Raw genomic sequence first — 14302 nt, 5'->3', positions numbered from 1 at the left:
TTCGACCTGCCGGCACGCTGATCGAGCGGGATCCGACCTCAGTTCGACACTGCCTATTGACGTGGTCGTAACACCTGACCTACCTTCTGTCGAACCGCTTAGTCGAAGCGCTTCGACAACGCCGGGGCATACCGCGAGGAGGTGCCGGATGGCCACCATGCAGGACGTCGCACGTCGCGCCCAGGTGTCGGTCAGCACCGTGTCGTACGTGCTCACCGGCGCCCGACCGATCTCCCAGGCCACCCGGGACAAGGTCCTCGCCGCCATGGCCGAGCTGGACTACCAGCCCAACGCCCTGGCCCGTGGGCTGGCCAGCCGGCGCAGCCGGATCCTCGGGCTGCTGCTGCCGATGGACGAGCGCGGCATCGGCGCCACCGAGACCGCCTTCGTCACCGGCGCGACCTCCGCCGCCGTGGCCGCCGGCTACCACCTGGTGCTCTCCCCGATCGGCGTCGGCGACCTCGACGAGCTGCGCCGGCTGGCCAGCCAGCGCATCCTCGACGGTGCGCTGCTGATGGAGGTCCAGCTGCACGACCCCCGGGTGGACGTGCTGCGCGAGGCGGGCGTGCCGACGGTGCTGATCGGGCGCACCGAGGACCCGAGCGGCCTGTCGTACGTCGACATCGACTTCGACCGCACCGTCCGCGCGGCGGTCGACCACCTGGTCGGCCTCGGCCACCGGCGCATCGTCTACGTCAACCACTCGGCCGACACCATCGCCGAGGGTTACGGCCCGGCCCTGCGCACCCGTGACTCGTTCACCGCCGCGATGACCGAGCACGGTCTGACACCGCTGATGATCCCCGCCGAGGACAGCGCCGCCAGTGGTCGAGCGGCACTGGCCAGCGCGCTGCGCCAGGAGCCCGATCTCACCGCCGTGCTGGCGATGAACGAGAGCGCCGTCTTCGGGCTGCTCGGCGAGCTGTCCACCCGGGGGCTGACCGTCCCCGACGACGTGTCCGTCGTCTCGATGGTCACCTCACCGCAGGTCGCCGAGCTGGCCACGCCCGCGTTGACGGCGATGACGTCGCCCGGCTCGGCGCTCGGCCGCATCGCGGTGCAGACGCTGCTGCGGCACGTCGAGAGCGGCGACGGGGAGATCCACCAGGAACTGCTGCCGTGCGTGCTGGAGGTCCGTGGTTCCAGCGGCCCGCCACGTACGCCGGCTGCCAGCACCACCGACCCGGAGGCGGCCGACGAACGGTCGTCCCCGGGTACCGAAGCAGCCCGCCGTCGCGCTGCCACGCGACGACGGGCTTGAAGGAGTACCGGCTCGATACTCACCAGGGAGACTAGCAATGCGACGATTCCGTAGCGTAGCCGTGGCCGCCACAGTGGCGGCGCTCGCGGCGACCAGCCTGGCGGCGTGCGGCGACGACGGTGGCGACAGCGAGGCAAACGTCCTCAAGCTCTGGCACTACGAGAGCGCCAACAGCGCCATGGGCATCGCCTGGGACCGGGCGATCGAGATCTTCAAGGAAGAGCACGAGGGCGTCGAGGTGCGCTTCGAGCGCAAGGCGTTCGAGCAGATCCAGCAGAACGCCGGCATGATCATCAACTCGTCTGAAGGCCCGGACGTGATGGAGTACAACAAGGGCAACGCGACCGCCGGGCTGCTCTCCTCGCAGGGCCTGCTCACCGACCTCACCGAGGAGGCGACCGAGCGCGGCTGGGACACCGCGCTCAGCCCCAGCCTCCAGACCACGGCCCGGTACGACAACGGCGTCATGGGCTCCGGCAACTGGTACGGCGTGCCCAACTACGGCGAGTACGTGATGGTCTACTACAACAAGGACCTCTTCACCGAGCACGGCGTTACGGTGCCGACGACGCTGGCCGAGATGACCGCCGCGATGGACACCTTCGTCGCCAAGGGCGTCACGCCGCTGGGCATGTCCGGCGCCGAGTACCCGGCCGGGCAGCTCTTCTACCAGCTCGCCCTCTCCCGGGCCGACCGGGCCTTCGTCGACAACTACCAGCTCTACGCCAACCCGGTGGACTTCACCGCCGACCCGCTCAAGTACGGCGCCGAGACCTTCGCCGAATGGGTGGACAAGGGGTACATCGCCAAGGACTCCGCCAGCCTCAAGGCGGAGGACATGGGCACCGGATTCATCTCCGGCAAGACCCCGATGATCGTCTCCGGCAGCTGGTGGTTCGGCCGCTTCAAGAGTGAGATCTCGTTCGACTGGGACACCTTCCTCTTCCCCGGCAACACCCTGCACGCCGGCTCCTCGGGCAACCTGTGGGTGGTCCCGGAGACGAGCAAGGCCAAGAGCCTGGCGTACGACTTCATCGACATCACCATGCGGCCGGAGATCCAGGCGTTGATCGGCAACAACGGTGGCGTGCCGGTGGCCGGTGATCCGGCGACGATCAACGACCCGAAGGACCGCAAGCTGATCGAGGACTTCAACACGGTCAGCTCCCAGGACGGTCTGGCCTTCTACCCGGACTGGCCGGTCCCGGGCTACTACGACGTGCTGGTTTCCGGATTCCAGGGCCTGATCAACCAGTCCAGGTCGCCCGCGCAGGTCCTCGACGCGATCTCCGGGCCGTACCAGGACGGCGTCGCGGAGATCAAGCGCGACTGACGGCGGCCGGGGCAGGCGCGCCCGCGCGCCTGCCCCGCCCCTGGAAGGATTTCCATGGCATCCCTCGACACGGTCGACGCCCCGGCCCGGAAACCGGCAGGTCGGCGACGCCGGTCCGGCTCCGACGCCGGGTACTGGCTCTACCTGCTCCCCGGCGCGGTCCTCTTCCTGCTGGTCATCGGCGGTCCGCTGGTCTACACCGGCTACCTCTCGCTGACCAAGTGGTCCGGCGTCGGCGACCCCACCTTCATCGGGCTGGACAACTACCGCGATCTGCTGACCGACGACGTCTTCTGGACCTCGTTCCAGAACACCGTCGCGATGATCATCGCGATGGTGGTGCTGCCCACCCTGATCGGACTGGTGCTCGCCGCGGTGCTCTTCGACACCATCGGACGCCGGTTCCGGCCCCGCACCGCCGCCGCGCTGCGGGCCGCCTTCTACCTGCCGCAGGTGCTCCCGGTCGTGGTGGCCGGCATCGTCTGGGGTTGGATCCTGCGGCCCGACGGCGCACTCAACGGGCTGCTCGACGCGGTCGGGCTCGGCTCACTCACCCACGACTGGCTTGGCGACCCGAACACCGCGCTGCCCGCCGTGATGGCCGTGATGATCTGGGTTCAGCTCGGCTACCCGGTGGTGGTCTTCATGGCCGCTCTGGAACGGGTGAACCCGGAGCTGTACGAAGCGGCGGAGATCGACGGGGCCGGCTGGTTCCGGCGGTTCCGGGCGATCACCCTGCCGCAGATCCGGCCGGAGACGTTCGTGGTCGGGCTCACCTGCACCATCGCCGCGATGAAGGTCTTCGGCCCGATCTTCGCGCTGACCCGGGGCGGGCCCGAGAACGCCACGAACGTGCCCTCCTACTTCGCGTACTTCACCTTCTTCAAGCGGTTGCAGGTCGGCTACGGCTCGGCGATCTCGATGGTGCTGACCCTGATCATCGTCGTGGTCGCGGTGCTGTTCATCCGGGCGCAGAACCGTGCCGAGCGCCGGGACGGAGTGCTCTGATGGCGATCACCCTCACCCCGCCCCGGCGGGTACGGCGTCCCGCTGACCGGCGGCACCGGGGCGTCGCCCGGTGGATCGTGCTCGCGCTGGTCGGCGCGGCGGCACTCGCCATGCTGGTGCCGTTCGCGTTCATGCTGCTCAACGCCTTCAAGTCGCCCGGCGACTACTCGACCAACGGCCCGTTGAGCTGGCCGGGCGAGTTCTACACCACCGGCCTGCGCACCTACTGGGAGCAGGTCGACTTCCCGGTGAAGCTGTGGAACTCGGTGCTCATCTCCGGCTCGGTGGCGGTCCTCGCGGTCGTCGTGTCACTGCTCAGCGCGTACGCCCTGGGCATCGGCCGGATCCGCGGCCGGCTCTGGATCATCGGCCTGTTCCTGCTGGCCAACATGCTGCCGCAGGAGGCGCTGATCTACCCACTCTACCACTTCGCCAAGGAGGCGGGGCTCTACAACACCCGGCTGGCGGTCATCATCATCTTCACCGTCATCCAGGCCGCCTTCGGCACCTACCTGCTCGCCTCGGTGCTCGGCACCTTCCCGCGCACCCTGCTGGAGGCAGCCGCGCTCGACGGGGCCGGCCGGTGGCGAACCCTGTGGCGGGTGGTGCTGCCCAACATCCGGCCCACCATCTCGGTGCTGCTCGTCTTCTTCTTCATCTGGACCTGGAACGAGTTCCTCATCCCGTTGGTCATGCTCATCGACAACCAGACGCAGACCGTCCCGGTCGCGCTGGCCTCGTTGCAGGGCGACCGGCTGATGGACGCCCCCACCACGAACGCCGGGGCACTGATCAGTCTCCTTCCGGCGATCCTGTTCTTCCTCATCTTCCAGCGCACCCTTTCGCGCGGCATCACGGCAGGAGCCGACAAGTGAAGTTCACCGACGGGTACTGGCAACTGCGTCCCGGGGTAAGCGTGCTGCGCCCCGGCACCGTGGAGTCGGTGGAGCCGGACGAGCGGTCCTTCACCGTCTTCGCACCCATCGGGCGGATCACCGGACGCGGGGACACCCTCAACCGGCCGGTGATCACCGTACGGTTCTTCTCCCCCGCGCCCGGCGTGGTCGGAGTGACAATCGGTCACCACACCGGTGGGCTGCCCAAGCAGCCACGGTTCACCCTCGCCGAGAGCACCGAGCATCCGGTGCAGGTGGAGGTCACCGGGCTCAGCGCGCGGTTGACCACCGGCGAGTTGACCGTCCGGGTCGCGCTGACCGGGCCGTGGCGGGTGGACTTCCTGCGTGGCGACCGGTTGGTCACCTCGTCCACCGAGCGCAGCATCGGCGCGGTCACCGACGCCGAGGGCAACAAGTACGTCCACGAGCGGCTGGCACTCGGCGTCGGCGAGACCATCTACGGGCTGGGCGAGCGTTTCGGCGCGTACGTCAAGAACGGCCAGGCCGTCGACATCTGGAACGCCGATGGCGGCACCGCCAGCGAGCAGGCGTACAAGAACGTGCCGTTCTATCTCAGCAGCGCCGGCTACGGGGTCTTCGTGGACCATCCGGAGCACGTGTCGTTCGAGGTCGGCTCCGAGGTGGTGTCGCAGACCCAGTTCAGCGTGCCGGGTCAGTCGCTGACGTACCACCTGATCGACGGGCCCACCCCGAAGGACGTGCTGCGCCGCTACACCGCGCTCACCGGCCGGCCGGCGCGGGTGCCGGCCTGGTCGTACGGGCTGTGGCTGTCCACCTCGTTCACCACCTCGTACGACGAGAAGACGGTCACCGAGTTCATCGACGGCATGGCCGAGCGGGACCTGCCGCTGTCGGTGTTCCACTTCGACTGCTTCTGGATGCGGCAGTTCCACTGGGTCGACTTCATCTGGGATCCGGCGACCTTCCCGGACCCGGAGGGGATGCTGCGCCGGCTGCACGAGCGTGGCCTGAAGGTGTGCGTCTGGATCAACCCGTACATCGCCCAGCGGTCGTACCTGTTCGAGGAGGGCCGGCAGGCCGGCTACCTGGTCCGCAACCCGGACGGCTCGGTCTGGCAGTGGGACAAGTGGCAGGCCGGCATGGCGCTCGTCGACTTCACCAACCCGGACGCGGTCGACTGGTTCGCCGGAAAGCTCAAGGTGCTGCTCGACATGGGCGTCGACTGTTTCAAGACCGACTTCGGCGAGCGTATCCCCACCGATGTGGTCTGGCACGACGGCTCGGACCCGCAACGGATGCACAACTACTACGCGTACCTCTACAACAAGACCGTCTTCGAGCTGCTGGCGGCCGAACGCGGGGAGGGCGAGGCGGTCGTCTTCGCCCGGTCGGCGACCGCCGGCGGTCAGCAGTTCCCGGTGCACTGGGGTGGCGACTGCGAGTCGACATTCGTGGCGATGGCCGAGTCGCTGCGCGGCGGGCTGTCGCTGGCCGCCTCCGGGTTCGGCTACTGGAGCCACGACATCGGCGGCTTCGAGGGCACCCCCGACCCGGCGGTGTTCAAACGCTGGATCGCCTTCGGCCTGCTGTCGTCGCATTCCCGGCTGCACGGCTCCGGCTCCTACCGGGTGCCGTGGGCGTACGACGACGAGGCGGTCGACGTGCTGCGCCGCTTCACCCGGCTCAAGCTGAGCCTGATGCCGTACCTCGCGGCAGCGGCCGAGGAGGCTCACCGCGAGGGCGTACCGGTGATGCGGCCGATGGTCCTGGAGTTCCCGGACGATCCGACCGCCGCGTACCTCGACCGGCAGTACATGCTGGGCCCGGACCTGCTGGTCGCACCGGTGATGAGCGCCGACGGCCAGGTGACCTACTACGTGCCCGCCGGCACCTGGACCCAGCTGACCACCGGTGCCCAGGTCACCGGTCCGGGCTGGGTCACCGAGAAGCACGACTTCGACAGCGTTCCGGTGCTGGCCCGGCCCGGGTCGGTCATCGCGTTCGGCTCGGTCACCGACCGCCCGGACTACCCGTGGGCCGACGGCGTACGGCTGCGGATGTTCGCGCCGGCCCCCGGGCAGCGGACCCGGGTGCGGGTGCCGGCACCCGACGGTGGACCGGGCACCGAGTTCGAGGTGTCCTACCAGGACGGAACGGCCAGCGCCGAGCTGGTGGCGGGCGCGTCGTCCGGATACGAGTGCGAGGTGACGGAGGTGGCGACATGAGCGAGGTCGTGTTTCCTGAGGGATTCGTGTGGGGTTCGGCGACGGCGGCGTACCAGATCGAGGGCGCGGCGAAGGAGGACGGACGGGGGCCGTCGATCTGGGACACCTACAGTCACACCCCGGGCCGCACCCTGAACGGGGACACCGGCGACGTCGCGGCCGACCACTACCACCGGTGGGCCGACGACCTCGACCAGGTGGCCGCGCTCGGGCTCGGGGCGTACCGGTTCTCGATCGCCTGGCCCCGGGTGCAGCCGGGCGGCTCCGGCGCGCTCAACCAGGCGGGGGTGGACTTCTACTCCCGCCTGGTTGACCGGCTGCTCGAACTCGGCATCCGGCCGGTGGCCACGCTGTACCACTGGGACCTGCCGCAGGAGTTGGAGGATGCGGGCGGCTGGCCGGCCCGGGACACCGCCGCACGCTTCGCCGACTATGCCGAGAAGATCGTCGGGTCGCTCGGGGACCGGGTGCACACCTGGACCACGTTCAACGAGCCGTGGTGCTCGGCCTACCTCGGGTACGCCTCCGGGGTGCACGCGCCGGGGCGGACCGAGCCGGCCGCGGCGCTGGCCGCCGTACACCATCTGAACCTGGCGCACGGCCTGGCCGGCCGGGTGATCCGTGACCTGGCACCGGCGGCGCAGCTCTCGGTCACGCTGAACCTGCACGTCATCCGGCCGGCGTCGGGCTCGGCCGCCGACGCCGACGCGGCACGCCGGATCGACGCCCTGGCCAACCGGGCCTTCCTCGGCCCGATGCTGGACGGGGCGTACCCGGCGGACCTGCTCGCCGACACCGCCGCGGTCACCGACTGGTCGTTCGTCCGGGACGGCGACGAGGCCACCGCCGCGGTGCCGCTGGACGTGCTCGGCGTCAACTACTACTCGACCACGCTGGTCCGTGCCTGGGACGGCGTCTCACCCAAGTCGGACTCCGACGGGCACGGCCGCTCGGCGCACTCGGCGTGGGTCGGCTCGGAGCAGGTCGAGTTCCTGCCGCAACCCGGTCCGTACACGGCGATGGGCTGGAACATCGAGCCGGCCGGCCTGACCGAGCTGCTGCTGCGCCTGCACCGCGAGTATCCCGACCAGCCCTTGATGATCACCGAGAACGGCGCCGCCTTCGACGACGTCGTCTCGCCGGACGGCACGATCCACGACGACCGCCGGATCGACTACCTTCACCGGCACATCGCCGCCACGCACGACGCGATGGCCGCCGGCGCCGACGTACGCGGCTACTTCGTCTGGTCCCTGCTCGACAACTTCGAATGGGCGTACGGCTACGACCGCCGCTTCGGAATCATCCGCGTCGACTACGAAACCCAGCAGCGCACCTGGAAGGACTCCGCCCACTGGTACCGCCGCCTGACCACCACCAACCGCCTCCCCTGACCCCCGCCCGACCTTATATGCGTTGATCAAGAAGTTCTGGTCCTGCGGCCGGCGCGATCCCGACCAAAACTTCTTGATCAACGCGCCCGGGAGGGGCGGTGGGGGTCAGGCGCCTACGCGTTGTTCGGGGACGGTGAGGCCGTACAGGGCCATCAGCTCGGGGGTGTCGACCCGGCTGCCGTCGGCCACCGCGTCACAGGCGATGTCGACGATCTGGTCCTTGTGCGCCAGCAGGTACGGGCGGGCGCCGACGTCGGCACTGGCCAGGGTGGCGATGCCGGGCCAGTGCCGACGGCCGAACAGCATCGGGTAACCGCGCAGGCCGTTGTAGGTGGCACAGACCAGCACGTCGGGGAAGGGCAGCGCGGCCACCCGGCGGACCGCTGCGGCGGTGAGCCCGGGCATGTCCACCGGCACCACCACCGCCGCCTCGACCCGGTCGTCGTCGATGCCGGCGAGACCGGCCCGGATGGACGAGCCCACGCCGGTACCCCAGGCGCGGTTGACCACCACCGTGGCGCGACTCAGGTCGGCGGTCTGGCGGACCTGGTCGGCCGCGGCGCCCAGAACGACCACGATCTGCCCGCAGCCTGCCTCCGTCAGCGTGTCGATCATCTGGTCGACCAGGGGTTTACCACCCTGGTGCAGCAGGGCCTCCGGCCCGCCGATCCGGCGGCCACCCCCCGCAGCGATGATCATTCCTGCGATCCGGTTCAGAGCTGCGCTCCCTCCAGCGTGGGAGCGGTCGGGGCCGTGTGACCCCGACCCTCCCGTCCTACGCACACCGTTTGCAACGACAGCGGTCGGAGGAGAGTGGCGGGGCATTTGGTGTAAATTGGGTATCTATCGGCTACGGATCGCGCCGGGTAGCCAGCCGCAGCCGGCGTTTGACGCCACCGGCCGCGCGGGTCCTGAGCCGGGAGAGGACGTTGACGGTGTCGGCTAGGCCGTCCGGCCGCCGACTGAGGGTGTCGGCGTGACCCAGCATGCCCACGATCGTCTCGACAGCGACCTGGAGCAGCTGTTCCCCGTCCAGTTCGTCGGGGCTGATGCTCTGCCGCATCACTGTCGGCCGCAGGTCGTCGAGGTCACCGACGATCCGGCACGGGTAGTCCTGAAGCTCCTTGATCTGCTGCTCCGCCTGCTCCCGCACCCAGTCGGCCCGGTCCAGGCCGACGCCGAAGGGCACCCCCTCACGCCGTTTGAGCACGGCGTCGACGAGATGTCGGTGGACCACCTTCTGGTACGGCGTCCGCAGCGGATACCTGTCGCCCAACGCCAGGTTGACCCGGCGAAGCAGTTCGATCTCGGCCGCGCCGAGCGACGGGTTGGAGGTCGGTTCCGCCAGCTGGCACAGCCCGTCCGGGATCCCCAGGACCCCGGCGAACCGCCGCCAGAGCAGGTCCCTCGGTGCGCCGGGCGGCGGTACCGTCACCAGGTACCGGTGCTCAGCGGGGACCAGGTCGCCCCAGCGGCGCAGCATGCGCGGCGCCGTGTGGTTGTTCCAGAAGGCCTCGGCCCTGCCACCCTCGACGGCGCGCAGGAACGCCCCGAACCGCCAGCCACTGCGCGCCCGGACGCTCTGCTGCCAGAAGGACGGGAAGGTCCGCCACAGGTCACGGCCGGCCGCGATGACATGGACCTCGGCGGCCTCCAGGCTCTCCACCGCCCGGGCGGCCTGTTCGCTGGTCGCCGCGCCCAGCCCCTCGTTGCTGATGATCACATCACCGGGCCAGCTGCGCGCCTTCTCGGCCAGCCGGTCCCAGGTCCAGTAGACGTCGCTGTCGCGCCAGGGCGCCGCCCGCAGATCGGCCATCGCGTGGTCGTGCGCCACGGCACTTCCCGGCAACAGAATGCCGGCGTCCCGCAGAGCGGCGCAATTGTTCCAGAGCACGTTCTGCACATAGGTGCTTCCCGTTTTCGGCGCACCGATATGCAGATAGACGCGCCTGGCCATGCCGCCTCCCGGACCCGACAACCATGTCGATCGAAGTGGTCACCTTTGCGGAGCCAGAGTGACATACGGCGGGCGTACGCCAAAACAGCGGGCGACGCCTTTTCCGGAAGACGAATTTCCTGTTGTGCAGAGATGTATGCGCCACGAAATTCTGGTGAACAGTCTCGCCCGGATTAGTCGGCGCAGCAGGACATGACCTTCTCGAACGCGCCGTCAGGCCGCGTCGGCATAACACTCCACGACAGACAGATCCAACGGGAAGCGGACCGGAGTGTCCCCGAACAGCAGCGCGGCGGCCCGTCGGCCGGCCCGATCGACAGCCTCGGCGACCTGCCCGGCCTGCGCCACAGGGCAGTGCACGATCACCTCGTCGTGCTGGAAGAAGACCAGCTCGGCCCGGGTGCCGGCCAACTCGCCGCGGAGCACCGCGAGCAGGGTGGACGCCCACTCGGCCGCGGTGGCCTGGATGACGAAGTTACGGGTGAACCGGCCCCGGGCCCGGGCGGCCCGGGCCCGGGGCGACTGGGCGTCGCTGTCCGCCTCCGGATCCGTCCCAACCGCCTCGTCCACGCCGAACCCGGCGGTGCCGGGCGGGCAGGTCCGCCCCAACCAGGAACGCACCAGGCCGCCCACCTCGCCGGTCCGCGCCGCCGCCTCGACGTAGCCGAACGCGGTCGGATAGCTGCGTCGCAGCACCGCCAGCGCGGGCACCGCGGCCCCACCGGTCTGCCCGTACATGGCCCCGAGCAGCGCCAGCTTGGCCCGGCCCCGGTCACCGTCGAACGCGTCCCGAGCCAGGGCGGCGTAAAGGTCACCGGTCGCCCCGGCGGCGGCGAGCCGGGCGTCACCGGAGACCGCGGCCAGCACCCGTGGCTCCAACTGCCCGGCGTCGGCCACCACGAAACGCCAGCCCGGGTCGGCCACCACCGCCCGGCGGATCACCTTCGGAATCTGCAACGCGCCGCCACCCCGGGTGGCCCACCGCCCTGACACCACCCCGCCGGGAACGTACTCCGGGCGGAACCGGCCGTCGCGCACCCAGGCGTCCCGCCACGCCCGGCCGTGCGCCGTCCAGATCCGGTACAGCTCCTTGTACTCCAGGATCAGCGGCACCGCTGGATGATCGACCCCGCGCAGCACCCAGGCCCGGGTGTTCGGCAGCTCCACGCCGACCCGCGCGAACGCCTTCAGCAGCTCGGCCGGGCTGTCCGCGTGCACCTGCCGGACCCCGAACGCGTCGGCGATCCGCGCGGCCAGCTCCGCCAACCGGCGCGGCGGCCCACCCACCGGAGAGGGTTCACCCAGCAACTCGGCGAGGACCGCGTCGTGCACGTCGGCACGCCAGGGCAGCCCAGCCGCGCCCATCTCGGCCGCGATCAACGCACCGGCCGACTCGGCCGCCACGAGCAACCGGAACCTGCCCGGGTCACCGGTCCCCGCGACCCGGCCGAGTTGGTCGGCGTACACCCGGGTCAGGGCGGTGAGGCCGGGGCCCGGCGGCCCCGGCACGGCGTCGAAGAGCGCGGCCTGACCGGTGCCGGGCGGGGTGGCGGCGCGCGGCGGCGGATCGGCCGGCACCGGCGCACCGGTCAACCGCGCCCAGGCCGCTGCCAGCCCGCGGGGCTCACCCCACCGGCCCGCGTACCCGAGCAGCAGCGCCTCGGTCAACTCCACGTCGTGGCAGCGCTGCACCGTGACCCCGGCGCGTAGCAGCGTCGGGTAGAGCGCGGCCCCGGATGCCCACACCCAGCGCGGCTGGTCGGTGCGTTCCCGGGCGGCCACCGCGGCAGGCAGATCGACGACCGGTTCGGGCACGCCCAGCGACGCGCCGGTCGGGTCGAGGGGTTGCAGAACTCCCCCGCCCCGGTCGTCGGACACCACCGCCACCAGCACGAACGTGATTCTGCCCGGCCCCTGCGACAGACCGGGGCCGGGCTCGGTCCGTTGGTCAGTCTCGGCGAAGGCTCATCCGCAGCAGTTCGGACTCGTCGGACAGGCCCGGTGGCGCCTTGGTGCCCGCCGGAACCAGCGACCAGACCTCCTGCTTGCGCACCAACCGAGGAGAATCCAACTGCACCTGCTCGCCGTCGACGGACAGCCGCGCCGTTCCGGCTGCGAGGACGTTGCGGACCCAGTCGGTACGCGGCCCGTACAGCGGAAGGAACAGGTATCCGTCGGGCAGCGGGTGGGCGTCCAGCGGAGTCTGGTACGTCCTGCCGGACGATCTGCCCACGTGCGTCAGGACCGGTCGGACGCCCCGACGGACTTCCCGCGGGTTGACGAACCGTTTGTTGAACCGGGCGAGCCACCGCGGCAACGCCATGCCGACCTCCTCGTTCTCGGTGCGTGTCAGCGAGCACCACCGAACCACCTGGACAGCGCCGCCTCCAGGGTCTGCTGGTCCGCACCGACCCACGCGACGTGCCCGTCCGGCCGAAGCAGGACCGCCGGTACGTCCAGCTCCTCGCTGGTGTCGACGACATGATCTACCCGGTCGCGCCAGCCGTCCACCGCGAGCCGCCCGGTCCGGTCGAGCAGCAGCCCGTTCCCGGAGCGCATCAGCTCGAACAGCCGCCCACGTTCGAGCTGGACGTCGCGCAGCCGCCGCCCGAGCAGGGCATGGCCCTCGCCGAAGTCGTACCGGACACCGATCGCCGTGATCTTCTCGATCAGGAACCGGTTGACGTCGTTGAAGTCCATCAGCTGCGCCACCAACCGTCGGACGGCCTGCGGCCCGGGCTCGTTCGTGGTCAACTCCATCTGGGCCCGCGTGTTGTCGAGCACATCCGCTGCCACCGGATGCCGCTCGGACTCGTAGCTGTCCAGCAGATCGTCCGGCGCCCAGCCGTTGATCGCCGCCGCCACCTTCCAACCCAGGTTGAAGGCGTCCTGGATCCCGAGGTTCAGCCCCTGACCGCCCATCGGCGGGTGCACGTGCGCGGCGTCCCCGGCCAGGAACACCCGTCCGACCCGGTAGCGCTCGGCCTGGCGGGTCGCGTCACCGAAGCGCGACAGCCAGCGGGGCGAGTGCAGCCCGAAGTCCGTGCCCGCGTACGCGCGCAGCTGTTGCTGGAACTCCGCGAGCGTCGGCGGCTTCGACCGGTCTTCGACCACGTGCTCCGCCGGCACGACCACCCGGAACGTTCCCGGTGTGCCCGACGGCCCGACCCCGAACCGCTTCTCGGTCTTGCGTACCTCGGTAACCACCTCGGCGATGTCCTCCGGTGACGCCGTCACCTCGACCTCACCGAGCAGCGTGTCGACTCGCGAGGGCTCGCCCGGAAAGCCGACGCCGAGCAGCTTCCGAACCGTGCTGCGCCCGCCGTCACAGCCGACGACGAACCGCGCACGCACCGGCGACCCGCTGCCACCTCCGAGCTGGACGGTCACCCCCGCGTCGTCCTGCTCCAGCGCGACCGCCGCGCAGCCCCGCCGGATCTCGGCGCCAACCTCGGCCGCGTGCTCGGCGAGCAGCCGGTCGGTGAGCGTCTGCGGAATCCCCAGCACGAATCCGTGGGCGGTGTCCAGTCCGGTGGGGGCGGGCTTGTCGATGCCCGCGAAGAATCCCCGGATCGGAAACTGTTTACCATTTTCGAGGAACCGCTCCAACAGCCCCCGCTGATCCATCACCTCGATACTGCGCGCATGCAGTCCGAGCGACCGCACGAACGGCGGCGGTTCGGCTTCCTTCTCCAACACGAGCACGCTGACGCCCCGCAGCCGCAATTCGCTCGCCAACATCATGCCGGTCGGCCCGCCGCCGACGACGACCACATCGAACATGCATTTCCCCCAGGTGTTCCGATTCAGGCGCTGGCCGACGATTGTGCGCCACGACCGGGGTCTTGCCGCAATGCCGGGGGTGCGGTATATGTTGATGGTGGCAGGAGTTCTCCTCCTTGCCTTTGTCGTTTCCGGTCCGGCACGCCGGCCCGCGTCCAGAGAGCCATTAGCCTGGGCGCATGACAGTCGACCTCTTCGCCGGGCTTCCGGTCAGCGACTATCAGCGTGCCCTCACCTGGTACGAACGGCTGCTGGGCTCCGCACCCACGTTCGTGCCGAACGACACCGAGGCGGTGTGGGAGCTTGCCGAGCACCGGTACCTCTACATCGAGGAACTGCCCGAGCGGGCCGGCCACGCCCTCCAGACCGTGTTCGTCGACGACCTCGATCAGCGGGTGGAGGGCATCGCCGCCCGAGGCATCCAACCTGCCTCACGAGAGACGTACGACAACGGTGTGCGCAA

At 70.1% G+C, this 14302-nt stretch carries 12 protein-coding genes; 7 read left to right on the top strand and 5 right to left on the bottom strand.

Translation table 11 applies throughout. From position 1 onward, the window contains the following. Positions 1–148 precede the first annotated feature (148 nt). The 6 genes from Vse01_RS17640 to Vse01_RS17615 are packed head-to-tail and all read left to right on the top strand — an operon-like array spanning position 149 to position 8099. Complete coding sequence (locus Vse01_RS17640) at positions 149–1261, top strand: LacI family DNA-binding transcriptional regulator (protein ID WP_093407243.1); 1113 nt, start codon at positions 149–151, stop codon at positions 1259–1261. Between the two features lie 37 nt (positions 1262–1298). Next, positions 1299–2594: an ABC transporter substrate-binding protein gene (locus tag Vse01_RS17635; protein ID WP_093407246.1), complete on the top strand. Its 1296-nt coding sequence runs from the start codon at positions 1299–1301 to the stop codon at positions 2592–2594. Between the two features lie 54 nt (positions 2595–2648). Next, a complete protein-coding gene (locus Vse01_RS17630) occupies positions 2649–3602 on the top strand; it encodes a carbohydrate ABC transporter permease (protein WP_093407249.1) in 954 nt (317 codons plus the stop codon). Then, the gene (locus Vse01_RS17625) at positions 3602–4477 is read left to right on the top strand and encodes a carbohydrate ABC transporter permease (RefSeq protein WP_093407252.1); all 876 of its coding nucleotides are present in this window, start codon (positions 3602–3604) and stop codon (positions 4475–4477) included. The genes Vse01_RS17630 and Vse01_RS17625 overlap by 1 nt, the downstream gene beginning before the upstream one ends. Next, positions 4474–6705, top strand: a complete 2232-nt coding sequence (gene yicI / locus Vse01_RS17620; RefSeq protein ID WP_093407255.1) for an alpha-xylosidase — start codon at positions 4474–4476, stop codon at positions 6703–6705. Before Vse01_RS17625 ends, yicI begins: the two co-directional genes overlap by 4 nt. Next, entirely contained in the window at positions 6702–8099 is a 1398-nt protein-coding gene (locus tag Vse01_RS17615; RefSeq protein ID WP_093407258.1) for a GH1 family beta-glucosidase, read from the top strand. The genes yicI and Vse01_RS17615 overlap by 4 nt, the downstream gene beginning before the upstream one ends. Before the next feature lie 105 nt (positions 8100–8204). On the opposite strand, the gene Vse01_RS17610 is transcribed toward Vse01_RS17615, so the two are convergent. The 5 genes from Vse01_RS17610 to rox form a co-directional block, all read right to left on the bottom strand. Further along, the gene (locus Vse01_RS17610; RefSeq protein ID WP_093407260.1) at positions 8205–8798 is read right to left on the bottom strand and encodes a nucleotidyltransferase family protein; all 594 of its coding nucleotides are present in this window, start codon (positions 8796–8798) and stop codon (positions 8205–8207) included. Positions 8799–8949: 151 nt separating this feature from the next. After that, positions 8950–10056: a hypothetical protein gene (locus tag Vse01_RS17605; RefSeq protein WP_093407263.1), complete on the bottom strand. Its 1107-nt coding sequence runs from the start codon at positions 10054–10056 to the stop codon at positions 8950–8952. 213 nt (positions 10057–10269) lie between these two features. Continuing rightward, positions 10270–11979, bottom strand: a complete 1710-nt coding sequence (locus tag Vse01_RS17600; protein WP_093407265.1) for a bifunctional 3'-5' exonuclease/DNA polymerase — start codon at positions 11977–11979, stop codon at positions 10270–10272. 25 nt (positions 11980–12004) lie between these two features. Then, positions 12005–12379, bottom strand: coding sequence for a nitroreductase family deazaflavin-dependent oxidoreductase (locus Vse01_RS17595; RefSeq protein ID WP_139233179.1), 375 nt, complete (start codon positions 12377–12379; stop codon positions 12005–12007). Positions 12380–12405: 26 nt separating this feature from the next. Then, positions 12406–13839 carry a rifampin monooxygenase gene (gene rox / locus Vse01_RS17590; RefSeq protein ID WP_093407271.1) on the bottom strand — a complete coding sequence of 478 codons (1434 nt, stop codon included), beginning with the start codon at positions 13837–13839 and terminating at the stop codon, positions 12406–12408. Between the two features lie 179 nt (positions 13840–14018). On the opposite strand from rox, the gene Vse01_RS17585 reads away from it, so the two are divergent. Further along, a partial coding sequence (locus tag Vse01_RS17585) for a VOC family protein (RefSeq protein ID WP_204019251.1) occupies positions 14019–14302 on the top strand: 284 nt, incomplete at its 3' end.

This window comes from Micromonospora sediminimaris, assembly GCF_016863575.1.
Lineage (GTDB): Bacteria > Actinomycetota > Actinomycetes > Mycobacteriales > Micromonosporaceae > Micromonospora > Micromonospora sediminimaris.
Note: the sequence above shows the minus strand (reverse complement) of the source record. Positions and strands in the feature narration are given on the sequence as shown.